The organism is Pseudomonas sp. EggHat1 (assembly GCF_014892995.1).
Classification (GTDB): Bacteria; Pseudomonadota; Gammaproteobacteria; order Pseudomonadales; family Pseudomonadaceae; genus Aquipseudomonas; species Aquipseudomonas chaetocerotis.
The window spans coordinates 178,731-203,997 of record NZ_JACKQK010000009.1; the positions used below are offsets into that span (position 1 = coordinate 178,731).

Consider the following 25,267-nt stretch of genomic DNA (forward strand, 5'->3'; position numbering starts at 1 on the left):
TCGTCATGCACGCCACCTTGCGCCTGCTTACCCTGCCCGCCCTGGCCCTGCTTACGGCCTGCGCCCATCAATCCGGTACGCTGGAATTGAAGAAGGACCGGCAGTGCCCGCTGACGCTGAACAAGGGCCAGCAACTGATTCTCAGCCTGCCCAGCAACCCCACCACCGGCTTTCGCTGGGAGGTGCGCGACGCGGCGCCGAACGTGCTGCAAAGTCTTGGCCCGGAGGTGTACAGCAACCCGGAAGACGCCGGGCTGGTGGGTGCTGGCGGCATTTCCACCTGGCGCTTCAGCGCTCGCGAACCGGGCGAAGGCCGGCTGCTACTGACCTACCAGCAACCCTGGGAACCGAACGTGCCGCCGGCCGAAACCTTCGAGTGCGAACTGCGGGTGAAGTGAACGAGGCAAGGCATCTGTGGGAGGGGCTTCAGCCGCGACGAATCGAAGCGAATCGCCGCTAAAGCGCCTCCCACGGAACCGTAGGGCGGCTGCAACCCGCCACCCCTTCATGGCGGGTTGCACCCGCCCTACATGCTTATCGATCCACCTCGTTGGTGGATGAAAAAAATGATCATGCTGAAATGAACGAGGGGCACATGATGTGCCCCTTCGTTTCTACCGTCTCGCGGCTCGCGCCCGGCATCAACTCTTGAGCCGGTAACCGGTCTTGAAGATCCAGCCCACCAGCAAAATGCACAGCGCCAGAAAGCCCAGCACCATCGCCAGGCTGACGCCGACATTGACGTCGGAAACGCCGTAGAAGCTCCAGCGGAACGCGCTGATCAGGTACACCACCGGGTTGAACAGGGTCACCGTCTGCCAGGCCGGCGGCAGCATGCTGATCGAATAGAAGGCGCCGCCCAGGAAGGTCAGCGGCGTGACGATCAGCGCCGGGACGATCTGCAGCTTCTCCCAGCCATCGGCCCACACGCCGATGATGAAGCCGAACAGGCTGAAGGTCAGCGCCGTCAGCACCAGAAACGCCGCCATCCAGATGGGATGCTGAATCTCGAAATCGACGAAAAGTCGCGCCGTGAGCAGGATGATGAGACCAAGGATCACCGACTTGGTCGCCGCCGCGCCAACATAGCCGATCAATATCTCCAGGTAGGACACCGGCGCCGACAGCAGCTCGTAGATGCTCCCGGAATACTTGGGCATGTAGATGCCGAACGAAGCGTTGGAAATGCTCTCGGTCAGCAGCGCCAACATGATCAGCCCCGGAATGATGAAGGCGCCGTAACTCACGCCCTGCACCTGGGTCATGCTCGAACCGATGGCCGAACCGAATACCACAAAATACAGCGAGGTGCTGATCACCGGCGTGGCAATGCTCTGCAGCAGGGTGCGCCAGGTGCGCGCCAGCTCGAACAGGTAGATGGCCTTGATGGCATACAGGTTCATGCGCGCGACTCCTCCAGCAATGAAACGAAAATCTCCTCCAGCGAACTCTGGCTCGACTGCAGATCCTTGAAGTCGATGCCGTGCTGAGCGAGCTCACGCAGCAGTTCGGCGATACCGGTGTTCTCGTGCTGGGCATCGAAGGTGAAAACCAGCGCATGACCCTGATCCACCAGCTCCAGACCATAACGCGCCAGCTCGGCCGGTACGCAGGACAACGGCTGCTGCAGGTGCAGGGTCAGTTGCTTCTTGCCCAGCTTGTGCATCAGCACCTGCTTGTCTTCCACCAGGATGATCCGGCCCTTGCTGATCACCCCGATGCGGTCGGCCATTTCCTCGGCCTCTTCGATGTAGTGGGTGGTCAGGATGATGGTCACACCTCGCTCGCGCAGGCGCCTGACCATGTTCCACATGTCACGGCGCAGCTCGACGTCGACACCGGCGGTAGGCTCGTCAAGGAAGAGAATCTGCGGCTCGTGCGAGAGGGCCTTGGCGATCATCACCCGGCGCTTCATGCCGCCGGACAGCTCCATGATCTTGGCGTCCCGCTTGTCCCACAGCGACAGGTCCTTGAGCAGTTGCTCCAGATAGGCCGGATCGGGCTTCTTGCCGAACAGCCCACGGCTGAACTTGACCGTCGCCCAGACGGTTTCGAACACGTCGCTGACCAGCTCCTGCGGCACCAGGCCAATCTGCGAGCGGGCCGCGCGGTAGTCACGGACGATGTCGTGGCCAGCCACCAGCACCCGGCCCTCGCCCGGATTGACGATGCCGCAGATGATGCTGATCAGGGTGGTCTTGCCCGCGCCGTTGGGACCGAGCAAGGCGAAGATCTCGCCCTGGCGAATGTCCAGGTCGATGCCCTGCAGGGCCGGGTGCCCGGACGCATAGATCTTGTTCAGTTGCGAAATGGAGATGACCGACTGCACGGTGAGAGTCCTTGCCTGCGGAAAACGTCACAGTTTACAGGGCATGAGGCAGCTACATCAGCGCACAGGAGAAAAAACGGCGCACTTGTGGTGCGCCGGGGATGCGGCAGTGAGTTAGAAAACGATTACAGCGCTTGTGGCGATGTAACGATAGGCCAGGCTGCAAATGCCGCCCGGCGTATTCAGCGGCCTTTCATGAATACACGCGAAGCCGTAGGGCGGGTTGCACCCGCCCTACAACGGAGTCAATAACCTGCCGGTGGCGATGAAGGCGCGCAGGTTGTCCAGCACCAGATCGGCCATCTGCTGGCGGGTCTCGACACTGGCGCTGCCGACGTGCGGCAACAGCACCACGTTGTCCAGCTCACGCAATGCAGCCGGCACCTGAGGTTCGCGCTCGAAGACGTCGAGGCCCGCACCGCCAATCACACCCTTTTGCAGTGCTGTGATCAGTGCGCTCTCTTCAACAACCGAGCCGCGCGCCACGTTGATCAGGAAGCCATCAGGCCCCAGCGCTTCGAGCACCTCGGCGTTGATCAGGTGATGGGTAGCCTTGCCGCCCGGGCAGGTCAGCACCAGGAAGTCCGCCCAGCGCGCCAGTGCCAGCAGATCGGGTTCGTGCTGATAAGCGCTGCCCTCGACCGCACGGCGGTTGTGGTAACGCACCGGCATGGAGAACCCCGAGGCGCGCAACGCTACTGCTTCACCGATGCGGCCGAGGCCGACGATGCCCAAGCGCTTGCCGCTGACCCGACGCGCCAGCGGGAAGCCCGTGGTGCTGCTCCAGGCGCCGCTGCGCACGAAGCGATCCGCTTCGGACAGACGCCGCGCGCTGTCGATCATCAGGCCCATGGCCAGATCAGCCACGCAGTCGTTGAGCACGTCCGGCGTGGTGCTGAGGGCGATGCCACGGTCACGCAGCAGATCCAGCGGATAAGGATCGTAGCCGACACCGAAGCTGCAGATGGCGCGCAGATTCGGCAGCAGCGCCAGCTGATCAGCCGTGCAGCCAAAACGCGCCGAAGACACCATGTAGATGAACTGCTCGCCCTGCTCGCGCAGAAAGGCCAGTGACTCGGCCTGTTGCCAGAGCGCACTGACCTCGTATTCGTCGGCCAGCTCGCGATTGAAGCGTTCGCTCAGCGGGCCGATCTGCAGCACCTTGAGTTTGCTCATGGATCCTCCTGTTTCGATCATGCGTTCTACAGCAGTTTGCCCGGATTCATCAGCCCGGATGGATCCAGCGCCTGCTTGATGCGGGCCATCAATTCCAGCTCCAACGGCGCCTTGTAGTGCTGCGCGGCCAGCCGCTTGGACTGGCCCAGGCCATGTTCGGCGCTGATGCTGCCGGCATCTTCCAGGACCTGAACGTAGATCACCCGCATGATCGCCTCGGCCTGCGCCTTGAACGGGCCATCCTCGGCGCCGACTGGCTTGCTGATGTTGTAATGCAGGTTGCCGTCGCCGACGTGCCCGTAGGCCACGATACGGACGCCAGGAAAAGCCAGTTGCAGCGCCTGGTCGGTACGCGCAATGAAGTCGGGAATACGGCTGACCGGCACACTGATGTCGTGCTTGAGGCTCGGCCCCTCGTGGTTCTGCGCCTCCGAGATGCCCTCGCGCAGTGCCCACAAGGCGCGCACCTGCGCATCGCTACCAGCCAGCACAGCATCCAACGCCATGCCCTTTTCGAACGCCTCGCCGATGCCCTGCTCGAGCATTTCGTTCAACGGCGCATTGGGCTGGGTATCGCTCAGTTCGATCAGTACGTACCAGGGATGCGCTTCGGCGAAGGGATCGCTGACGCCGGTGACATGGCGCAGGACGAACTCGACGCTCTGCCGCGACATCAGCTCGAAGCCGGTCAGGCGGTCGCCGCACAGACCGCGCATCTGCCCGATCAGCTCGACGGCTGCCTGTGGGCTGGGCAGCGCCACCCAGGCGGTAGTCAGGCTGCGCACCGCCGGGAACAGCTTGAGCACGGCGGCGGTGATGATGCCCAGCGTACCCTCGCTGCCGATGAACAGGTGCTTGAGGTCATAGCCGGTATTGTCCTTGCGCAGGCCGCGCAGGCCGTCCCAGATGCGCCCGTCGGGCAGCACCACTTCCAGCCCCAGCGCCAGGTCGCGCATGTTGCCGTAACGCAGCACGGCGGTGCCACCAGCATTGGTCGCCAGGTTGCCACCGACCGTGCAGCTGCCCTCGGCACCCAACGACAGCGGGAACAGCCGGCCGACTTCGGCGGCGGCCTCCTGCAGCTGCTGCAGGATCACCCCGGCTTCGACGGTAATGGTTTCGTTGCCAACGTCCACTTCACGGATGCGCTTCATGCGCGTCAGCGACAGCACGATCTGCGCCCCGGAGTCGTCCGGAATAGAGCCGCCGCACAGGCCGGTATTGCCGCCCTGCGGCACCAGCGCGACGCCGGCCTGCGCGCACAGACGCACAACGGCAGCGACCTCCTCGGTCGAGGCAGGCCGCAGCACTGCAGCCGCCTGGCCGCGATAGGCGCCACGCCAGTCGCTCAGGTAACTCTGCATGCGCTCGGCATCGAGGATCAGGCCGGCCTCGCCGACCACGTCGCGCAGCGCCTGGATCATATGTTCGGACAGGCCACTCATCTCAGGTCACCGGCGCCGGGTTGAACAGCACCAGGTCGTTGTGCAGGCGCAGGTGTTCGGCGCAGGTCTGCTTGCGACCGCTGGCCACGTCCAGATAGAGCTGGAAGATATGCCAGCCCATTTCCTCCAGGGTCATATGCCCGGAGACGATCTGCCCGGCGTCGACGTCGATCAGGTCCGGCCAGCGCTCGGCCAGCTGGGTGCGCGTGGCCACCTTGATCACCGGCACCATGGACAGGCCATAAGGCGTGCCACGCCCAGTGGTGAAGATGTGCAGGTTCATACCCGCCGCCAGTTGCAGGGTGCCGCAGATGAAGTCGCTGGCCGGCGTGGCGCAGAACCACAGGCCCTTGCCACGAATGCGCTCACCGGGCGCCACGACGCCGGCAATCGGGCTGTTGCCGGACTTGGCGATGGAGCCCATGGCCTTCTCGACGATGTTGTTCAGCCCGCCCTTCTTGTTGCCCGGCGTGGTGTTGGCGCTGCGGTCGGCCATGCCGCGCGACAGATAGCGGTCGTACCAGTCCATCTCGCGGATCAGCGCATCGGCTACCTCGACGCTGGCGGCGCGCGGCGTGAGCAAGTGGATGCCGTCACGCACCTCGGTGTTCTCGGAGAACATCACCGTGGCGCCGGCGCGCACCAGCAGGTCGGCGGCCACACCGAGGGCCGGGTTGGCGGTGATACCGGAGAAGGCATCGCTGCCGCCGCACTGCATGCCGACCACCAGCTCGGAAGCCGGTACGGTCTCGCGGCGACGCTGATCGAGCACCTTCAGGCGCTCCTCGATCATGCCCATGATCTGCTCGACCATGCCGGTAAAGCCGGTGCCGGAATCCTGCAGGCGGAACAGCCAGTCCTCCTCGTCCATGCCGTTGGTGAGCTGATCACCATCCATCAACTGGCTGGCCTGCAGCTTCTCGCAGCCGAGGCTGATCACCAGTGCCTGACCGCCGAAGTTGGGGTTGCGGCTGATGTTGTACAGGGTGCGGATCGGCACCACGGCGTCCGGCGCGTTGATTGCCACGCCGCAGCCGTAGCTGTGCGACAGCGCCACCACATCGTCGACGCTGGGGTATTTGGGCAGGAGTTCCTTGCGCACGCGCTCGACCACATGATCGAGCACGCCGACCACGCACTGCACGGTGGTGGTCACACCGAGGATATTGCGCGTGCCGACCGTGCCATCCGGGTTGCGGAAGCCCTCGAAGCTGTAGCCCTGCAGCGGCTCGCCGGGCGAGGTCTTGATCGTCGCCTTGGGCAGGTTGTCCAGCACAGGTGGCTCGGGCATGCGCAGCACCTGCTCGGTGACCCAGCTACCAGCGGCGATGGGTTTCAGCGCATAGCCGATGACCTCGCCATAACGCACCACCTCGCCGCCCTCGGCGATGTCCACCAGCGCCACCTTGTGGCTTTGCGGGATGCCTTCGGCGGCCTTGAGGCCATCGTCGAACTGGCCGCCAGCGGCGACGCCCTGGTCATTGACCACCACGCCGACGTTGTCGCTCGGGTGCAGGCGGATGTAACGGGGCGAATCCTGATGGGGAATCAACTGCATGCTGCGTGCTCCTGTTGTGCATTCAGGATGTCGAGCCAGACGTGGCGTCCAGCTCGACCCTGTGAATTTGGCCGACGATCAGGCCGAAGCTGACGACCGCCAGCAGGGCATTGAGGCCGACATAGGCCAATGCCCCATCGAAAGAACCGGTATGGCTGACCAGGTAGCCAATGACGATGGGTGTGGTGATCGCTGCCAGGTTGCCGAAGGTGTTGAACAACCCACCGGACAGGCCGAGGATCTGCCGTGGCGAGGTGTCGGCCACCAACGTCCAACCCAGCGAGCCGAGGCCCTTGCCGAAGAACGCCAGGGCCATCAGCGCCACCACCGCAGTGTCGCTGTCTGCGAAGATGCACAGCATCAGGCTGCTCGACAGCAGCAGGCCGAGCACCATCGGCAGCTTGCGCGCCAGGGTCAGCGAATGACCGCGACGCAGCATGCCGTCGGACAACAGCCCGCCAAGCACGCCGCCGACACAGCCACTGATAGCCGGCAATGCAGCGGCAAAACCGGCACCGAGAATACTCATGCCGCGCGCCTGCACCAGATAGACCGGAAACCAGGTCAGAAAGAAGTAGGTAATCGCGTTGTTGCAGTATTGGCCGAGATAGATGCCAATCATCGTGCGCTGCCGAAGTAGCAGGCCCAGGTATCGCCACTGCGAGCTGCCGGCACTGCCGCGCGGCCCTTCCAGATCGATCAGCGCCCCGCCTCGTTCCAGGTAGGCCAACTCGGCCGCCTCGATACGCGGATGCTGGCGTGGACCGTACAGTTGCTTCAACCACAGGAGCGACAACGCCAGACCGAGACAACCGAGCACGATGAATACCGATTGCCAACCCATGGTTTGCACCACCCAGCCCATCAACGGTGCGAACAGGGCGGTGGCGGCATACTGCGCCGAACTGGAGATGGCCGTGGCGGTGGCTCGCTCGGCAGTGGGAAACCAGGAGGCGATGATGCGCGCATTGCCGGGAAAGCACGGCGCACTGGCAAAGCCCACCAGCAGCCGCAGCAGGAACATCGAGGTCACCGCCCAGGTGGTCGGCAGCCAGCCGACGAAGCCCTGCAGCAGAGTCAGCGCTGACCAGATGAACAGCGCCAGGGTATAGACGGGCTTGGTGCCGAAGCGGTCGAACAACCAGCCGCCGGGAATCTGCCCGATGACGTAGGCCCAGCCGAACGCCGAGAATATGTAGCCGAGCGTCACCGCATCGATGCCCAGGCCGGCCTGCATCGCCGAACCGGCGACGGAGAGGCTGGAACGATCAGCGAAGGTGATGGTGGTGACCAGAAACAGCATCAGCAAGATGCTGTAGCGCACACGACCCGGTTTGGCATCTGGCATCGGCAAGGCTCGTGAGACAGAAGGAAAGGCTGAGCCGGTAAGGTGGGCCACGTCAGACCCTAGAGTGGGCCGGGCGGCGCTCCGCGTCAGCCACGGTCATCAACCCGTAGGGTGGGCTTTAGCCCACCGATTGTAGTCACGGTGGGCTGAAGCCCACCCTACAAAGCCACGGAGCGGCACCAGACTCGGCTCAACGCACCAGGCAGGGCTTCTTGTTATTGAAGGTCCAGCCCGGAATCAGGTACTGCATGGCCACCGCGTCGTCACGTGCGCCAAGGCCCTTGGCCTGATACAGCTCATGCGCCTTGGCCAGTGCGTCCCAGTCCAGCTCGACGCCGAGGCCCGGCGTTTTCGGCACCTGCACCAGACCACCTTCGATACGCAGCGGGTTGCGCGTCAGGTACTGGCCATCCTGCCAGATCCAGTGGGTATCGATGGCGGTCACGCGGCCCGGTGCAGCAGCGGCGACGTGGGTGAACATGGCCAGCGAGATGTCGAAGTGGTTGTTCGAGTGTGAGCCCCAGGTCAGGCCCCAGTCGTTGCACATCTGCGCCACACGCACGGAACCGGCCATGGTCCAGAAGTGCGGGTCGGCCAGCGGGATGTCCACCGACTGCAGAGAAATGGTGTGGCCCATCTGCCGCCAGTCAGTCGCGATCATGTTGGTCGCGGTGGGCAGGCCAGTGGCGCGGCGGAATTCGGCCATCACCTCGCGGCCGGAATAACCGTTCTCGGCACCGCAAGGGTCTTCGGCATAGGCCAGCACGCCATGCAAGTCACGGCACAGGGCGATGGCCTGATCCAGCGACCAGCCGCCATTGGGGTCCAGCGTCACACGAGCCTCGGGGAAGCGCGCGGCCAGGGCACGAATCGCCTCGACTTCGGCTTCGCCATGCAGCACGCCGCCCTTTAGCTTGAAGTCGTTGAAGCCATAGCGCGCATGCGCGGCCTCGGCCTGTTGGACGATGCTTTCCGGGGTCAGCGCGGTCTGGTTGCGCACACGCTCCCAGGTGTCATCGGCATCGCGCTCATCGCGGTAACCGAGGTCGGTCTTGTCCTTGTCTCCGACGAAGAACAGATAACCGAGCATCTCCACCGCATCACGCTGCTGGCCTTCGCCAAGCAGAGCGGCGACTGGCACGCCGAGGTGCTGGCCGAGCAGGTCGAGCAGCGCCGACTCCAGCGCGGTGACGGCGTGGATGGTGATGCGCAGGTCGAAGGTCTGCAGGCCGCGACCGCCGGAATCGCGATCAGCGAAGGCGCGGCGCACCTGATTGAGCAATGCGTTGTAGTTGCCGACCGGCTGGCCGACGAGCATGGAGCGTGCGTCTTCGAGGGTCTTGCGAATGCCCTCGCCGCCGGGGACTTCGCCGACACCGACATGGCCGGCGCTGTCCTTGAGAATGAGGATGTTGCGAGTGAAATACGGGCCGTGGGCTCCGCTCAGGTTGAGCAGCATGCTGTCTTGACCGGCTACCGGTACGACTTGCAGCTCGGTGATCAGCGGAGTGCCGACAGCGGCAGGAATCTGTGAAGTCATGAGCGTTACCCTGTTGTTCTTATGCGGGTTCGACAATGGTTCAGCGCGGTCGCACCCGGCCTGCCGGAGCGCGACTGGGCCGCTCGCAGGCGCGAGCGGCCACCTGCGGTATTACTGTGCGCCTTGCGCTTCGATCAGCTTGGCCAGGGCTTCGTACTCGTCCGGCAGCAGATCGGTCAGCGGCGCACGGACCGGACCGGCGTCGTAACCGACGATCTTGGCACCGGCCTTGACGATGCTCACGGCATAGCCGGCCTTGCGATTGCGGATATCCAGGTACGGCAGGAAGAAATCGTCGATCAGCTTGCCAACGGTGGCGTGATCTTCTGCGGCAATGGCGCGGTAGAAGTCCATGGCGGTTTTCGGGATGAAGTTGAACACGGCCGAGGAGTAGACCGGAACACCCAGCGCTCGGTAAGCCGCGGCATAGACTTCAGCGGTCGGCAGGCCGCCGAGGTAGGTCAGGCGCTCACCCAGGCGGCGACGGATCGACACCATCAGCTCGATGTCGCCCAGGCCGTCCTTGTAGCCGATCAGGTTCGGGCAGCGCTCGGCCAGTTGCTCCAGCAGATTGGCATTGAGGCGGCAGACGTTACGGTTGTAGATCACCACACCGATCTTCACCGACTTGCAGACCTGCTCGACGTGAGCGGCGACGCCGTCCTGAGAGGCTTCGGTCAGGTAGTGCGGCAGCAGCAGCAAGCCCTTGGCGCCCAGACGCTCGGCTTCCTGCGCCATCTGGATGGCAACGCGAGTCGGGCCGCCAACGCCAGCCAGGATAGGCACGGACTTTTCGCAGGTATCAACGGCTGTCTTGATCACGGCGCTGTATTCGTCCGGCGCCAGGGAGAAGAACTCGCCAGTACCACCGGCAGCGAACAGGGCGGAAGCACCGTAAGGCGCCAGCCACTCGAGGCGGCGCACGTAGCCGGCCTGGTTGAAATCACCGGCGGCATCGAAGTCGGTCACCGGGAAAGACAGCAGACCAGAAGAGAGGATGGACTTAAGTTCTTGTGGATTCATTATGCGAACACCCTAGTAAAGCGAGTTGTGAGGAATAGCGTCAGCCGCAGCTGTAGAGATACGTTATCGTACAACAACAAAAAAAACACCAGTTTTTATATCGTCCGTTCGTCGAAGATTTCCCTGCCCTTCCCGCCTCGCCAGAAAACCGCTACACAAGCGCCAAGCTCAGACTAGAGCAGGCTCCATGATCACGCCAACGGAAATGGCAGCGCAATCATCATTGCTCATGAGCAGCGTTGACAGGTCAGGAACAGACTGGTACTAATTTCACCAAGTCATACGACAACCTATGACATTCCAATAAAAACAAACGAGGCCAGGTCATGTCACAGACCTTCACCGCCGCTACCTGCTGCCAACGTGCGCATCGTTACATCGCTGCCAGCCCCCGTCAGTACGACGCAGCCTGCACTGGCTTCGTTGCCATCCTTGCCCATGCTCAAGCTTGCTGCAGCGCGGATCGCCTGCTGATCCCGGTGCACGACTGAACCGTACCTTCGCCATTGCGGCCGAGGGCCGCACCAAGTCCGGAGCCCCTGCCAAGATGTACGAAGCCCCCCGCAACAGCACACCTCAGATCGTCGAGATGCAAGTCATCCCGGTTGCCGGCCATGACAGCATGTTGCTCAACCTGTGTGGCGCCCACGCCCCCTACTTCACCCGCAATCTGGTGCTGCTCAAGGACAATGCCGGGCACATCGGCTGTGGCGAGGTCCCAGGTGGCGAAGGCATCCGTCAGGCACTGGAACGCTGCCGCGAGCTGGTGATCGGCCAACCGGTCGGTTGCTACAACCGCATCCTCAATAGCCTGCGCCAGGCCATCGCCGGGCCGGCCAAAGGGCCACAGACCACCCAGCATCAGGTCACATCCGAATCCGAGGCACGTGTGCTCAAGCAGCCGCACGAGATCAACCTGCGCCTGGACAACGTGATCACCGCGGTCGAAGCCGCCCTGCTCGATCTTCTTGGCCAGCATCTCGACGTGCCAGTGGCCGAACTGCTCGGTAGCGGCCAGCAACGCGATCATGTGCCGATGCTCGCCTACCTCTTCTATATAGGTGAGCGTCAGCGCACCGACCTGCCCTACCTCGCCGGCCAAGGTTCGCATGACGACTGGTATCACCTGCGCCATCAGGCCGCGATGACACCGCAGGCCATCGCCCGCCTGGCCGAAGCCGCCCATGCGCGCTATGGCTTCAACGATTTCAAGCTCAAGGGCGGCGTGATGCGTGGCGCCGAGGAGATGGATGCCATCCGCGCGATCAAGGCGCGCTTCCCTGATGCCCGCGTCACCCTCGACCCCAACGGCGCCTGGTCGCTGGATGAAGCCATCGCCCTGTGCCAGGGCCAGAACCATGTGCTGGCCTACGCCGAAGACCCTTGCGGCCCGGAGAACGGCTATTCCGGCCGCGAGGTGATGGCCGAGTTCAAGCGTGCCACCGGCATTCCTACCGCCACCAACATGGTCGCCACCGACTGGCGGCAAATGGGCCACTCACTGCGCCTCGAGGCGGTGGACATTCCACTGGCCGACCCGCACTTCTGGACCATGCAGGGCGCCGTCCGCCTCGGTCAGGTATGTGAGGAATTCGGCCTGACCTGGGGCTCGCACTCCAACAACCATTTCGACATTTCCCTGGCCATGTTCACTCATGCCGCCGCAGCCGTGCCGGGCCGCGTCACCGCCATCGACACGCACTGGATCTGGCAGGAAGGCGAAGAGCGCCTGACCCGCGAACCGCTGCAGATCATCGGTGGTCAGGTAGAGGTTCCCAACAAGCCCGGCCTCGGCATCGAGCCGGACATGGAGCGAATCATGGCCGCTCACGAGCTCTATAAAAAGGTGGCCAACGGCGCGCGTGACGACGCCATGGCCATGCAATACCTGGTTCCGGGTTGGCAGTACGACCCGAAACGTCCCAGCCTCGGCCGCGACTGACTCGCGCGGCTTTCATCCCAAACCGGAGTATTCCAATGAAAAAAACATTCCGCGCTTCTCTCCTTTCTGCCCTGGTCGGTGTCGGCGCCCTGGTCACCCACGCCGCCACCTTCGCCGATGAGGTCAAGTGGCCGACTCGCCCAATCCAGGTGGTGGTGATCGCCAACCCAGGTGGTGACACCGACTTCAACGCCCGCATGATGGCCAAGTACTTCAACGAGATCACCGGCAAGACCATGGTCGTGACCAACGTCGCCGGTGGCGGTGGCACCCTGGCGGCCGAACAGGTCAAAGGCGCTGCGGCGGATGGCAATACCATCCTCTTCACCCACCCGGGCCAGTTGATCGTCAACGAAGTCGCCGGCCTGACCGAAGACAGCTACGAAGTCTTCGACGTGGCCTGCATCGCCGGCGTCGACAAGAGCACCGTGTTCGTCGCCTCCAAGCAGGCCGGCGTGAACAGCATGAAAGAGCTGATCGAAAAATCCAAAGCCAATCCGGGCAGCATCACCTATGGCACCGAGATGGGCAGCTTCTCCCACCTGCAGGGCCTGATGCTGGAGAAACTCACCGGCGCCAAACTGAAGATGGTCGACGGCGGCACCGTGTCCGACCGTGTGGTCGGCATGCTCGGCGGTCGCCTGGACATGGGCGCCATCACCTATGGCTCCGTACAGGACTATGTACAGGGCGGGCAGATGGTCGCACTGGGCCAGCCCAACGAGGAACGCAACGCCATGCTCGGCGAGGTTCCGACCCTCAAGGAGCAAGGCCTCGACATCACCATGGACAAGCCCTACGTCGTAGCCTTCCCGAAAGGCACCGACCCGGCGATCGTGAAGAAGATGTCTGACATCATGAAGCAGATCACCGAGCAACCTGGTTACGCCGAAGACCTGAAGAAGTTCAAGCAGCCGGTCGCTTTCTTCGCCACCGAAGACGCCAAGCAGATTCTGGCCAAGACCCGCGAAGACTTCATGCAGTTCAAGGATGAACTGCGCAAGGCCAAGTAAGCCATAACGCAGCGCCGGCCTGATCGACTCGAGCCGGCGCTTCGCCTCAGAACATCGAGGTACACGATGAACACCCTGAACAAGAAAGAACTGATCATTGGCATCGCCATGCTCGGCGCCAGCCTTGCCTACCTGGTCATGGCGCAACAGTTGCCTGGACATGACGGTGTCGATGCGGCCACTGTGCCGAAACTGCTGGCCGGATTCCTGTCTCTGCTGGGCCTGATGCAACTGGTCAGCGCCTTTGCCAAACCCAAGGTTGCCGCCGAACCCGCAAGCCCGGTGCCGGCAGAAGCTGAAGAGCAACCGACTGAAGTCATAGAACCCAGGACCGTCCTCAAGACCCTCGGCCTGATCCTCGGCTACATGGCCCTGCTCGGCCCTGTGGGCTTCCCGATCATGACCGTGGTTTACCTCTATCTGCAGTTCCTCGTGCTGACGCCGGTAAAGCAGAAAGCCAGACACCTGACCTATCTGCTGATTGCCGTTGCCTGCTCTGCGATCATCTTCCTGCTGTTCCGCGAGGCCTTCGATCTGTTGCTGCCCGCTGGCCTGCTGAACAACTTCATCTGAGGATCGACCATGCTCGAATTACTGCAGCAAGGCTTCGGTGCCGTTTTTTCACTCAACATCATGATGCTGATGGCCGTCGGCGTAGCCATGGGCATCGTCTTCGGCGCGGTACCCGGCCTGTCCGCGACCATGGCTGTAGCACTGTGCCTGCCGCTGACCTTCACCATGGGCCCACAGGCTGGTCTTTCCCTGCTGGTCGCGCTGTTCATCGGTGCCACCTCGGGCGGGCTGATTTCGGCGATTCTGCTGAAGATTCCAGGAACGCCGTCATCGATCGCGACCGTGTTCGATGGCGGCCCGCTGATGGAACAGGGCCACGGCGTCAAGGCGCTGGGCGTCGGCATCGTGTTTTCCTTCCTCGGCACCATCTTCAGCATCGTCGCGCTGATGTTCATCGCCCCGCAGTTGGCCAAGGTGGCCCTGAGCTTCGGCCCGCATGAATACTTCGCCATTGCGGTGTTCTCCCTGACCCTGATCGCCACTCTCTCGGCCGGCTCCATGGTCAAGGGCCTGTTCGCCGGTGCGCTGGGTATTGCCGTGTCCACCGTCGGCATTGCGCCGGTAGAGGCCGTACGCCGCTTCACCTTCGGTGTCAGCGAGCTCAACGGCGGCTTCTCGATGCTGACAGTGATGATCGGCATGTTCGCCGTGGCCGAGATCATCAAGCTCGCCGAGAGCGGCCGTCATGCCGTGCAAGGCAAGGCTAGATCGGTGAGCATGAAGAACATCAAGGGCTTCGGCTTCTCGCTCAAGGAATTCCGCGAACAACTGCCGAACGCCGGCCGCTCCGGCCTGATCGGACTGGGCATCGGCATTCTGCCGGGCATCGGCGCCGGCACCTCGAACCTGGTGTCCTACATCATCGCCAAGAAACGCGCGAAAGACGGTCACACCTACGGCAAGGGCAATATCGGCGGCGTGGTCGCCAGTGAAACGGCCAACAACGCCGGTATCGGTGGTGCAATGATGCCGCTGATGACCCTGGGCATTCCAGGCGACACCGTCACCGCGATCATGCTCGGCGGCTTCCTGATCCACGGCATCCAACCGGGCCCGCTGCTGTTCATCAGCCAGGGGCCGCTGGTGTACACCATCTTCGCCGCGCTGATCGTCGCCACCTGCATGATGCTGTTCATGGAGTTCTACGGCTTGCGCCTGTTCATCAAGCTGCTCGACGTGCCCAAGCACATTCTGCTGCCGATCATTCTGGTGCTCTGCGTGGTTGGTGCCTTCGGCCTGTCCAGCCGCCTGTTCGACGTCTGGTCGATCCTGCTGTTCGGTCTGCTCGGCTATGCCTTCGTCAAGGCCGGGATGCCAGCGGCGCCGTTCATCATCGGCTTTATCCTCGGGCCGATGGCGGAAACCAACCTGCGCCGTGGTCTGATGCTGTCGGATGGCAGCTTCGCCGAGTTCTTCACCAATCCGATTGCCGGCACCTTCCTCGGCCTGGCCCTGGCGTTCGTACTCTGGCAGGTGTTCAGCGCCCTGCGTCCCAAACCCAGCGCGATCAACGAAATCCTGCGCACCTGACACCCACCACCTTGCCGCCCCCTCTGCTCAGGGGGCGGTGCATTTCTGACTCCCGCCTCTTTCGCCTTCAGCCCTCTAAAACGCCAACTGCAGCGGCTTGAGCAAGATAATGGACGCGCTCATTGATCCAGGTCTAATCTAATCAACCACTAGATTGATACCCGGAATGAATCAATGTTCGACCTGGCTCAACTGCGCTGTTTCACCACCCTGGCCGCCGAGCTGAATTTCCGTCGCGCCGCCGAACGACTGAACATGACCCAGCCGCCGCTGAGCCGGCAGATCCAGTTGCTCGAACATCAGTTGGGCGTGAGCCTGTTCACCCGCAGCACCCGCTCGGTTGCCTTGACGGCGGCTGGCCGTGCCTTCTTCGTCGAAGCCCAAGCGCTGCTCGATCAGGCCCACCGCGCCGCGCAGAGCGCCCGGCTGGCCGCCATCGGCGAAAGTGGCGCACTCAATATCAGCTTCGTCGCCAGCGCGGTGTATGACGTGTTGCCACGCGCGATAACTGAGGCCAAACGTGAACGCCCGGGCGTGGATATCGCCTTGCTGGAAATGAGCACCTTCGAACAGGTGCAGGCACTGCGCGCCAGGCGCGTGGACCTGGCCATCGTGCGCGCGCCCTTGCAGCAACCCGGGCTGATCAGCGAATGCCTGCTGCGCGAACCCTTCGTGCTGGCCGCGCCCGCCGCGCATCCGCTGGCGCAACACGCAAGGCCGACTCTGGATATGCTCCATGGTCAGCCCTTCATTCTTTACGCGCATACCGCCTGGCAGCCCTTCAACGAACTGCACACCGGCCTGTTTCGCGCCAGCGGCATCCAGCCTGAATTCGTTCAGGCGCTGGGCTCGACCCTGACCATCCTGTCGCTGGTCAATGCCGGCATGGGACTGGCACTGGTGCCACGCAGCGCCAGTGCCATCCGCTTCGAGCAGGTGCGTTTCCGCGACCTGCCGCTACCGGCAGGCGTATGCGGGGAGTTGCATCTGGTATGGCGCGACGACAACGACAACCCTGCCTTGCCGTCGATGATCGCCGCCGTGCGCCAGGCCGCTCGCGACATCTATCCGCAGAACTGACCTTCAAGCGCGTTTGCCGACTTCCGCCTGCTGCACCGTCCAGCCAGCCACCTGCTCGCTCAGGCTCAGGCCAAGGCCTGGACGAGTTGGTACCAACATGCGCCCGTCGCGAATGTCCAGACGCTCGTTGAACAGCGGCTCCAACCACTCGAAATGCTCGACCCAGGGCTCGCGGGTATGGCTCGCGGCCAGGTGCACGTGCAGTTCCATGGCGAAGTGCGGTGCCAGGGTCATGCCGGCCTGCTCGGCGAGCGTCTGCACGCGCAGGTAGGGCGTGATACCGCCGACACGCGGCGCATCGGGCATGAGGAAGTCGGCGCCGCGCTGGCGAATGAACTCCCAGTGCTCGGCCGGACTGGTGAGCATCTCACCGGTGGCGATCGGCGTATCGAACAGGCGCACCAGCTCGGCATGGCCTTCCGCGTCGTAGCAGTCCAGCGGCTCCTCGATCCAGATCAGGTCGAAGGGTTCCAGGCGTCGGCACATGCGCCGCGCGGTCGGGCGGTCCCATTGCTGGTTGGCGTCGACCATCAGCGGAAAGCTCTCGCCCAGGTGCTCACGCACGGTACTGACGCGGTGGATATCCAGCGCCCAGTCGGGCTGGCCGACCTTGAGCTTGATACCGCCAATGCCCTTTTCTCGGGAAATGTCAGTGTTCTTCAGCAACTGATCGAGCGGTGTGTGCAGAAAGCCGCCGGAGGTGTTGTAGCAACGTACCGAATCGCGATGGCTGCCGAGCAAACGTGCCAGCGACAGGCCACTGCGGCGCGCCTTGAGATCCCACAAGGCGACGTCGAAGGCGCCGATGGCCTGACTCGCCAGGCCGCTGCGCCCCACCGACGCGCCAGCCCAGCACAGCTTGTCCCAGAGTTTGGCGATATCACTGGGGTTCTCGCCAATCAGGTTAGGCGCCACCTCCAGTGCGTGGGCGAACTGGCCGGGACCACCGGCGCGCTTGGAATAGCTGAAGCCCAGGCCACGGTGACCGTCGCGGGTTTCGATCTCGGCGATCAGAATGGCGATCTCGGTCATCGGCTTCTGCCGTCCGGTCAGCACCTTGGCATCGCTGATCGGGTTGGCCAGCGGCAGCGCTACCGAGCGCAGGCTGAGCCAGGTAATACGGTCGTCGTCGGCGCGTGGGGCGGCGTTATCGGTCATGACATCTTCCTCGTGATGAAACTCGACGCCCCGATGGGCCGCCGAAAATGGACAACCCGAGCCAGATTAAGATGATTGCGCAATCATTCAAGCATCAGGATCACCCGCCAAGGCCTGGCCTGCTCATGGCCATTTGCCGGACACGTCTAGACGTTTCACAAATCTGCAACATTCACCGTCTACGCTGAATATGTCCCGCTCCGCCTGACCTCCGAGGCATCCCATCATGTTCCTGCAAAAATCCCTGCGCGCGCAGATTCTCGCCCTGCTCGGCGGCAGCCTGGCGCTGATCCTGATCACCGCACTGGCCTGCTTCAGCTTCCTCTCCAGCGGCATACAGTCCTACCGTGGCCTGCTCGACGGACCGCTGGAATCTTCGCGCCTGATCGACGCGGCCAATGTCGAATTCAAGATCCAGGTGCAGGAATGGAAGAACGTCCTGTTGCGCGGCCAGGACAGCGCCAACCTGCAACGCTACTGGGACCAGTTCGAAGCGCAGGAACGCAAGGTGCAGGACATTCTCGGTCAGTTGACCCAAGTCGCCGCTGCCGACCCGGCGTTGAAGACGCAGGTCGAGCGCCTGCGCAGCGAACATCAGGCGCTCGGCGGCAATTATCGCAAGGGCCGCGACGCCTTCGTCGCCGCCGGTGCCGATGCCCAGGCTGGCGATGCGGCGGTAAAAGGCATCGACCGCGCCGCCAGCGAGCAGATGACCGCGCTGGTCGAGCAGTTGCGCCAGAACAGCCTGAGCCAGGCCGAGCAGATCAATGCCAGCGCCGCGCGCACCATTCTCAGCGGCACCCTCGTGATGCTGGCCGCGGCCATGGTCATCGCCGTATTCAGTCTGTGGCTGGTCAATCGCAATCTGATCATCCCCATCCGCCATCTGATCGGCCATGTCGATCAGCTCAGCCAAGGCCGCTTCGGCCAACGCGTGGAAAGCACCCGCAAGGATGAGCTTGGCCTGCTGGCCCGCGCAGCGAATACCCTGCGTGACTTTCTCGCCAGCACCAGCGAGCGCCTGCACCACAGTACGCAAAACCTCGACAGCGCCAGCAGCGAGTTGAACGCCATCGCCTCACGCATGACCGAGGGCGTCAGCGAGCAGTTCGAGCGTACCGATCAGGTCGCCACCGCCATGCACGAGATGTCCGCCACCGCCCAGGAAGTCGCACGCCATGCCGCTGACGCCGCGCACGCGGCCAACGATGCCGACGATTCGGCGCGCCAGGGCAGCACGGTGATGCAATCGACCATCGCCACCATCACCGACATCCGCGGCGAGATCGCCAATACCGCCGAGGTGATCCGTCGCCTGGAAAGCGACAGCGGGCGCATCGGCAAGGTGCTGGAGGTGATCCGCGGCATCGCCGAACAAACCAATTTGCTGGCCCTCAACGCCGCCATCGAAGCCGCGCGCGCCGGCGAACAGGGCCGTGGTTTCGCCGTGGTCGCCGACGAGGTACGCACCCTGGCCCAGCGCACCGCCGAGTCCACCGCCGAGATCAACCAGATCATCGATACCGTGCAGAACGGCGCACTGAACGCTGTACGCGCCATCGAAAGCGGCCAGCAGCGCAGCGAACAGGGCGTGACCCAGGTCACCGAGGCTGGCGCCATGCTGCAGCGCATCACCGAGGCGGTGGAAGCCATCCGCGACATGAACCAGCAGATTGCCACGGCAGCCGAAGAGCAGACCTCGGTAGCCGAGGACATCTCGCGCAACCTCACCGAGCTGACCGCTATCGCCAGTGCCAATCAGGACAACGTCGAGCGCACGCAGAAGGCCAGCCGTAACCTGCACGACATGTCCGGGCAACTGGGCGAAGTGACCCGCCGCCTGGGCTCCTGAGCCCACCTGCGGACCGGCGTGAACACGCAGCGCATGGCTCACCCTGCATCTTCTACAGCCTGCGTGGCAGAGTGCCGTGGCGCAGGCTGCGGCCCTGCCACTCGCTTGCGGGGACGGTACGCAGGGCGGACAAGCCTTCGGCATGTCCACCCCACCTGCTGAAAGAGGGGAAACGACAAAAGGTCGCAATTAACCCTTGCTATTTATGTAATAGGAATTATTCTCAGTTGCGTAATGACGGCCAAGGAGACCTGCCATGACCTACCTGATCGATGCCTGGCTGGACCGCCCGCATCCCTATCTGCGCATCCTCAACCGCGAAACCGGGGAAGTCTGCGCCATGCTGGAAGAAGAAGCCCTCGACGAACTGCGCGACCAGGGCGACCTGGACCTGCACGAGCTCAGCTCCAGCGAACCCATCGTGCTCAAGGAGCTGGTGCGCAGCCTGTTTCTGTACTGCTACGCACGGGCCTTGCGTCCGTGAACAGAGTCGCGGCGGCCAAGTCATCACCCTATTTCCGGTGCGCGCGGCGCACCCTACCCTGTCTCGCAGCAGCGTAGGGTGGACGACGCTTCACCCGTCCACCGTCGTCGCGAATGGTGGACAAAAACAGCGTTGTCCTCCCTACGATACTTAAACAATTGGCGCGCGCGGCGCACCCTACCCAGAGAAACGCAAACGGGGCGCCCTGTCAGCCAGAGCGCCCCGTTTCGTAGGGTGTAGCGGGGCCGCCCAGGACGTGCGCACCGCTACTGCGATCGCTTACAGGATGTCGAGCAGCTCTACATCAAACACCAGCACACTGTGCGGCGGGATGCTGCCGACGCCCTGGGCGCCGTAGGCCAGCTCGCTCGGCACGTGCAGGCGCCATTTACTGCCGGTGCCCATCAGTTGCAGCGCCTCGACCCAACCCGGAATCACGCCACCAACCGGGAATTCAGCCGGCTGGCCACGCTCGTAGGAGCTGTCGAACACGGTGCCGTCGATCAGCGTGCCGTGGTAGTGGGTACGCACCTGATCCTCAGCCGACGGCTTGGCACCCTCGCCTGCGACCAGCACTTCGTACTGCAGGCCGGAGGCCAATACGGTCACGCCTTCGCGCTTGGCATTCTCGACCAGGTAGGCACGGCCTTCGCCAGCAGCGGCTTCGGCCTTGGCGGCAGCTTCGGCCTGCATGATTTCGCGGATGACCTTGAAACTGGCGCCCAGCTCGGCTTCGGAAACACGACTGGCCTGGCCGCTGAAAGCGTCGGTCAGGCCGGCGAGGATGGCCGTCAGGTCAACGCCGGGCGGCGGGTTGTCACGCAACTGACCACCGAGTTGACGACCGATGCCGTAGCTGACACGACCTTCATCGGAGGACAGATCGGGGCTGAAGTTGAATTCGGACATGAAAGGCTCCGCTAGGGGCTGCAAAAAGGCCGGCCAGACTAGCACAGAAGCCTGGCGCGACGTCACGACCCCATGCCTTGCCCATCGCAGCCAGGACTGCATGGATGCAGGAGGTAGAGCGAAGTCGGATGCCAGAGCCGACACGAACATATCGTGGGAGGCGCTTCAACGGCGACAAACAGAGCTGCGCCCACGCCGGCAGCGCTCGGAGCAATAGCGCACCTCGTCCCAGCAGCGCGCCCACTTCTTGCGCCAGTTGAACGGCAAGCCGCAGACCGCACAGGTCTTCACCGGCAGCTCACTCTTCTTCACAGCATTTCTCCGGCATCGAGTTTCGCCAACAGGCGCTCGCCCCAGTCCCACAGCGCCTGCTGCTTGGCCTCGGTCATGCGCGCCAGGTTGCGGTAGACCATGCCGATACGCGGGTTGCGTTCCAGCGGCTCGCGGTGGCGCATCAGAAAATGCCAATACAGCGCGTTGAACGGGCAGGCCGACTCACCGGTGCTCTCGCTCACCTTGTAGCTGCAACCCTGGCAATGATTGGACATGCGCTTGATGTACTGGCCGCTGGCGCAATACGGCTTGGAACCTAAGTAGCCACCGTCGGCATGCATCACCATGCCCAGGGTGTTGGGTAGCTCGACCCAATCAAAGGCATCCATGTACACAGCGAGGTACCAGTCGCAGATATCCTTGGGTGCGATGCCCGCGAGCAAGGCGAAATTACCGGTGACCATCAGCCGCTGGATATGGTGCGCATAGGCATGCTCCAGAGTCTGGCCGATGGCCTGACGCATGCAGTTCATCCGCGTCTTGCCGGTCCAGTAGAACTCTGGAAGTACGCGTGAATTGCCGAAGCGATTGCCTTCGGCGTACTCCGGCATGCGTAGCCAGTAGATGCCGCGCACGTACTCGCGCCAGCCGATCAGTTGGCGGATGAAACCTTCGGCGGCGTTCAGCGGTACGTCGCCAGCGCGATAGGCCGCCTCGACCTCGGCGCAGAGCCGCCGCAAATCGAGCAGGCCGATATTCAATGCGGCGCTGATGCGCGAGTGAAAGAGAAAGGGTTCGCCATCGGCCATGGCGTCCTGATAGTCGCCGAAGTCGGCCAGGCCGTTGTCGAGAAAATGCTGCCAGAGGCGCTCGGCCTGCTCGGCCGTAACCGGGTAATCGAAACCTTCAAGCCTTCCGTAATGACTAGTGAAACGCTGCCCGACCAACGCCAGTACGTCACGCGTGATGGCGTCCGGCTCGACGCACAACGGCAAAGGCGGATGCACACCTTTTGGCAACGACTTGCGGTTGTCGGCGTCGAAGTTCCAGGCACCGCCCTCCGGTGTGCCGTCGGGGTTGAGCAACAGCCCACTGTCGCGGCGCATCTCACGGTAGAAGAACTCCATGCGCAGTTGCTTGCGCCCCTTTGCCCAGGCAGCGAAGGCTTCGCGAGTACAAAGAAAACGATTGTCCTGATGCCAGTGAATCGGCAGGCCGCAATGACGTAGCGCCTGCTCCAGGCGCCAGTCGCCGCACTCGGTCAAATGCACCTCGGCCGGGTCGAGCCGTTGCGTCCAGCGCAGCAGCTCGCCGGGCAGCGAACCACTGTTGTCCGGATCATCCAATGCCACGTAGTGCACCTGGATGCCCCGCTCGCGCAGCGCCTCGGCAAAATGGCGCATGGCGCTGAAGATCAGGGCGATCTTCTTCGGGTGATGCGGCACATGGCTGGCCTCTTCCATCACCTCGGCCAACAGCACGTGATCACGGTCTGGGTCGATGTCGCCCAACGCACCAAGGCCGTGGGTGAGCTGGTCGCCCAGAATGAGAATCAGACGACGAACAGTCACAGCAGCACGATCTCCATGTTCGGGTGGCGGCGCAGGTGGCCGAGCAGGATGTGATAGGTGTCGAGGTTGAAGCCGCCCAGGCGCTTGGTCAGTAATGGCCGGGCATGCTCGAGGCCATCGACCGTACCGAGATGGCGCCATTGATCGAGCACGTGCCACTGGGTAAGACCGTGCTGGTCATCGCGCTCGACCAGGGCGACCGGCCCGGCCCATGGCCAGGCCTGGGTTCGCAGGCGCTCGGCGCTGGCGAGCAGCCGCGCATCGTGCACCTGGCGCGACTCCCCGCCACAGCAGGCGCCAGCACAGCGCCCAAGCTGATAGGCGAAGCAGGCACCGTCGCCCTCCTCCAGACCGAGTACACGCAGGCACAAGCGTCGCTGCCGCGCCTGCTCAAGCAGCCACTGACGCGCGTGATGTCGCGAGCGGAACAACCCGGCCTGCCTGAGCCCTGGCGTCAAAGCCTGGTGCTGGAGCAGTTCGATGCGCAGATCGCCAGGCTCGCCCGCCAGCGCCCAGGTCAACAGCTCGCGCTGCTTGCGCAGACGACGGTTGTACAGGGGTTGCAGACGCTTGATCTCGGCAGACTCGAACAGCAGAGCCCCCAGCTCACCAGCCGTGACAGACACCTGCACATCGCGGATCTGCTGCACCATCTGCAGACTGCGACGGTCGCGGTGATCGTTCTGAAAGTGCGACATCACCCGGCGGCGCAGGTTGCGACTCTTGCCCACATACAGTTGCGCACCGCCGTCGCCCAGGAAGTAATAAACCCCTGGACGTTCCGGTAACTGGGCGAAACGCTCTGCGGCCAGCAACGGAGGCCGCGCTGCGCTTCGCAGCTGATGCCCCAGCGCCGCCGGCGCGACCTGCTGCAGCAAATGCCGAGCCAGCGCCAGAACGGCCTCCGCATCCGGCACGGCGCGATCGCGGAAGAAACGCGTAATACAAAAATGCGCGCAAAGTGCATCGAACCCGGCACCCGCCAGCTCCGGCAGGGCCGATCTGGACAGGCGCAGGGTGCAGAGCTGCTGCGGACGCTGCGCGTTCCAGTCAGGCAGCACGCGGCGCAAGAACGCCAGACTGAATCGAAGGTTGTGGCCCACCAGCACGCGGCCGCGAATGGCAGCGGCTATCGCACGCGCCTCGCTCTCGATACGCGGCTGGCCGCGTAATTCCAGTGGATGCAGACCACTCAGGTTGAGCAACTGCGCAGGCAACGCGACACCGGGCTCGAACAGCCAGTGCAGGCGCTCCACGACACAGCCCTCAGCATCGACCTGGATGATCGCCAGCTCCCAGATGGCATCACGTGCCGGGTGAGCCCCAGTGGTCTTCACCTCCACGACCGCCAGGGCTTTACCCTGCAACGTCGCGGCCGGTGCAAAGGCTGCCGTCACCAGCCGGAACGAAAGGCGATGGGCACGCGCAGGCTATTGTCGGCCGATGGCATGCCGCACATCTCGTCATGTACCGAGCTGTGCACCAGAAAGAAAGGTAGCGCCGGCATTTCCTGCAGAACGTCACGCGCATGCTCAACCGAACGCAGGTTCAGCGTGCTGCCCCTGTCGGTAAGAATCGGGTGAGCGCGGCCCTCCATCCTCGCTTCGAGGAGATAAATGCCACCTTCCAGTGAGATCAGATTGAGTTCTTCGACGCGCCCGGCTTGAGCGTGAGCGGACAGATCATGCAGATTCATCGGCCTTGCCTCCTACCTTCAATTGTACAAGAACTTATACAAAATTGATTCTTGTACAACAAAGAAAAAGCTCAAGCCCAAAAAGCAAAACGCCCGTCGCGTTCGGACGGGCGGTTGTGAAGCGGCTTCAGATCAGTCCAGGTCAGTCGTGCTTGGTGACCTTGTCCAGGTAGCCCATGGCAAAGGCCGAGCCGACGAAGGTCAGGTGAATGATCACGTACCATTGCAGGTACTTAAGATCGTAGTTCTTCGCATCCATGAACACCTTGAGCAAGTGGATGGACGAAATGGCCACGATGGACGCTGCCACTTTCATCTTCAGCGAGCTGGAGTCCATCTTGCCGAGCCAGCTGAGCTTCTCGGTACCTTCGTGAATGTCCAGGCGTGAAACGAAGTTCTCGTAGCCGGACAGCATCACCATGACCAGCAGCCCACCGACCAGCGCCATGTCGATCAGCGACAGGAGCTTCAGGATCACGTCGGCTTCGGTGAGCGAAAAGATCTGCGGCAGGATGTGATAAAGCTCCTGAAAGAACTTGACCGACAATGCCAGCACTGCGAGAGAAAGACCGAAGTAGATCGGCGCCAGCAACCAGCGCGATGCGTACATGGCGTTTTCGATGAAGCGTTCCATGGAGAGCTCACTGAAGGATGGAAAATCGCGGCGAGTATACCCATCGCACTGCACCAACAGAAGGTGCCCCTGGTACTGTGGATAACCCCAGCCCGGCAGTAATGTCAGGATTGCCCGAAAGCGCCTTGCTTCA

At 63.1% G+C, this 25,267-nt stretch carries 24 protein-coding genes; 9 read left to right on the forward strand and 15 right to left on the reverse strand.

The genetic code is table 11. The features are described 5' to 3' along the window. Positions 1–5 precede the first annotated feature (5 nt). Positions 6–398, forward strand: a complete 393-nt coding sequence (locus INS93_RS15970) for a protease inhibitor I42 family protein (protein WP_192983754.1) — start codon at positions 6–8, stop codon at positions 396–398. Positions 399–641: 243 nt separating this feature from the next. Here the strand turns inward: INS93_RS15970 and INS93_RS15975 are convergent, their stop codons facing one another. The 8 genes from INS93_RS15975 to kdgD form a co-directional block, all read right to left on the reverse strand. Beyond that, entirely contained in the window at positions 642–1,403 is a 762-nt protein-coding gene (locus INS93_RS15975) for an ABC transporter permease (RefSeq protein ID WP_017678012.1), read from the reverse strand. Continuing rightward, positions 1,400–2,329 carry an ABC transporter ATP-binding protein gene (locus tag INS93_RS15980; RefSeq protein ID WP_160020726.1) on the reverse strand — a complete coding sequence of 310 codons (930 nt, stop codon included), beginning with the start codon at positions 2,327–2,329 and terminating at the stop codon, positions 1,400–1,402. Before INS93_RS15980 ends, INS93_RS15975 begins: the two co-directional genes overlap by 4 nt. A gap of 234 nt (positions 2,330–2,563) precedes the next feature. Continuing rightward, positions 2,564–3,505 carry a 2-hydroxyacid dehydrogenase gene (locus tag INS93_RS15985; RefSeq protein ID WP_192983756.1) on the reverse strand — a complete coding sequence of 314 codons (942 nt, stop codon included), beginning with the start codon at positions 3,503–3,505 and terminating at the stop codon, positions 2,564–2,566. 26 nt (positions 3,506–3,531) lie between these two features. Beyond that, positions 3,532–4,950: an FAD-binding oxidoreductase gene (locus INS93_RS15990; protein ID WP_192983758.1), complete on the reverse strand. Its 1,419-nt coding sequence runs from the start codon at positions 4,948–4,950 to the stop codon at positions 3,532–3,534. Position 4,951: 1 nt separating this feature from the next. Next, entirely contained in the window at positions 4,952–6,508 is a 1,557-nt protein-coding gene (garD, locus tag INS93_RS15995) for a galactarate dehydratase (RefSeq protein WP_192983760.1), read from the reverse strand. Positions 6,509–6,530: 22 nt separating this feature from the next. After that, positions 6,531–7,856 carry an MFS transporter gene (locus INS93_RS16000; RefSeq protein WP_192983763.1) on the reverse strand — a complete coding sequence of 442 codons (1,326 nt, stop codon included), beginning with the start codon at positions 7,854–7,856 and terminating at the stop codon, positions 6,531–6,533. 190 nt (positions 7,857–8,046) lie between these two features. Next, positions 8,047–9,396, reverse strand: a complete 1,350-nt coding sequence (gene gudD, locus INS93_RS16005; RefSeq protein ID WP_192983765.1) for a glucarate dehydratase — start codon at positions 9,394–9,396, stop codon at positions 8,047–8,049. 111 nt (positions 9,397–9,507) lie between these two features. Continuing rightward, entirely contained in the window at positions 9,508–10,419 is a 912-nt protein-coding gene (gene kdgD / locus INS93_RS16010) for a 5-dehydro-4-deoxyglucarate dehydratase (RefSeq protein WP_192983767.1), read from the reverse strand. A 326-nt stretch (positions 10,420–10,745) separates the two neighbouring features. Here kdgD and INS93_RS16015 point away from each other — a divergent pair, with 326 nt between their 5' ends. From INS93_RS16015 to INS93_RS16040, 6 genes are all read left to right on the forward strand, one after another. Beyond that, the gene (locus INS93_RS16015) at positions 10,746–10,910 is read left to right on the forward strand and encodes a hypothetical protein (protein WP_192983769.1); all 165 of its coding nucleotides are present in this window, start codon (positions 10,746–10,748) and stop codon (positions 10,908–10,910) included. A 56-nt stretch (positions 10,911–10,966) separates the two neighbouring features. Further along, positions 10,967–12,361: an enolase C-terminal domain-like protein gene (locus INS93_RS16020; protein WP_192983771.1), complete on the forward strand. Its 1,395-nt coding sequence runs from the start codon at positions 10,967–10,969 to the stop codon at positions 12,359–12,361. Positions 12,362–12,396: 35 nt separating this feature from the next. Further along, on the forward strand, positions 12,397–13,374 hold the full coding sequence (locus INS93_RS16025; RefSeq protein ID WP_192983773.1) for a tripartite tricarboxylate transporter substrate binding protein: 978 nt from the start codon (positions 12,397–12,399) through the stop codon (positions 13,372–13,374). 66 nt (positions 13,375–13,440) lie between these two features. After that, positions 13,441–13,947, forward strand: a complete 507-nt coding sequence (locus INS93_RS16030) for a tripartite tricarboxylate transporter TctB family protein (protein WP_192983775.1) — start codon at positions 13,441–13,443, stop codon at positions 13,945–13,947. 9 nt (positions 13,948–13,956) lie between these two features. Next, positions 13,957–15,477: a tripartite tricarboxylate transporter permease gene (locus INS93_RS16035; protein ID WP_192983777.1), complete on the forward strand. Its 1,521-nt coding sequence runs from the start codon at positions 13,957–13,959 to the stop codon at positions 15,475–15,477. A 174-nt stretch (positions 15,478–15,651) separates the two neighbouring features. Further along, entirely contained in the window at positions 15,652–16,557 is a 906-nt protein-coding gene (locus INS93_RS16040; RefSeq protein ID WP_192983779.1) for a LysR family transcriptional regulator, read from the forward strand. 3 nt (positions 16,558–16,560) lie between these two features. Here INS93_RS16040 and INS93_RS16045 read toward each other — a convergent pair whose 3' ends face one another. Beyond that, positions 16,561–17,715 (reverse strand): L-talarate/galactarate dehydratase, encoded by a 1,155-nt coding sequence (locus INS93_RS16045; RefSeq protein WP_192983782.1) that lies wholly within the window; start codon positions 17,713–17,715, stop codon positions 16,561–16,563. A gap of 226 nt (positions 17,716–17,941) precedes the next feature. On the opposite strand from INS93_RS16045, the gene INS93_RS16050 reads away from it, so the two are divergent. Both INS93_RS16050 and INS93_RS16055 read left to right on the forward strand, forming a co-directional pair. After that, complete coding sequence (locus tag INS93_RS16050) at positions 17,942–19,567, forward strand: methyl-accepting chemotaxis protein (protein WP_192983784.1); 1,626 nt, start codon at positions 17,942–17,944, stop codon at positions 19,565–19,567. 256 nt (positions 19,568–19,823) lie between these two features. Then, on the forward strand, positions 19,824–20,051 hold the full coding sequence (locus INS93_RS16055) for a hypothetical protein (protein WP_074675630.1): 228 nt from the start codon (positions 19,824–19,826) through the stop codon (positions 20,049–20,051). A 279-nt stretch (positions 20,052–20,330) separates the two neighbouring features. Here the strand turns inward: INS93_RS16055 and INS93_RS16060 are convergent, their stop codons facing one another. The 6 genes from INS93_RS16060 to INS93_RS16085 form a co-directional block, all read right to left on the reverse strand. Then, positions 20,331–20,960 (reverse strand): FKBP-type peptidyl-prolyl cis-trans isomerase, encoded by a 630-nt coding sequence (locus INS93_RS16060; protein WP_064494199.1) that lies wholly within the window; start codon positions 20,958–20,960, stop codon positions 20,331–20,333. 165 nt (positions 20,961–21,125) lie between these two features. Further along, the gene (locus tag INS93_RS16065) at positions 21,126–21,272 is read right to left on the reverse strand and encodes a DUF2256 domain-containing protein (RefSeq protein WP_192983786.1); all 147 of its coding nucleotides are present in this window, start codon (positions 21,270–21,272) and stop codon (positions 21,126–21,128) included. Beyond that, the gene (locus tag INS93_RS16070; protein WP_192983788.1) at positions 21,269–22,804 is read right to left on the reverse strand and encodes a cryptochrome/photolyase family protein; all 1,536 of its coding nucleotides are present in this window, start codon (positions 22,802–22,804) and stop codon (positions 21,269–21,271) included. The genes INS93_RS16065 and INS93_RS16070 overlap by 4 nt, the downstream gene beginning before the upstream one ends. Then, the gene (locus tag INS93_RS16075) at positions 22,801–24,201 is read right to left on the reverse strand and encodes a 3'-5' exonuclease family protein (RefSeq protein WP_192983790.1); all 1,401 of its coding nucleotides are present in this window, start codon (positions 24,199–24,201) and stop codon (positions 22,801–22,803) included. The genes INS93_RS16070 and INS93_RS16075 overlap by 4 nt, the downstream gene beginning before the upstream one ends. Further along, positions 24,198–24,500: a DUF6482 family protein gene (locus INS93_RS16080; protein WP_160020744.1), complete on the reverse strand. Its 303-nt coding sequence runs from the start codon at positions 24,498–24,500 to the stop codon at positions 24,198–24,200. The genes INS93_RS16075 and INS93_RS16080 overlap by 4 nt, the downstream gene beginning before the upstream one ends. Before the next feature lie 142 nt (positions 24,501–24,642). Beyond that, positions 24,643–25,134, reverse strand: a complete 492-nt coding sequence (locus INS93_RS16085) for a TIGR00645 family protein (protein ID WP_160020745.1) — start codon at positions 25,132–25,134, stop codon at positions 24,643–24,645. Positions 25,135–25,267: the final 133 nt, after the last annotated feature.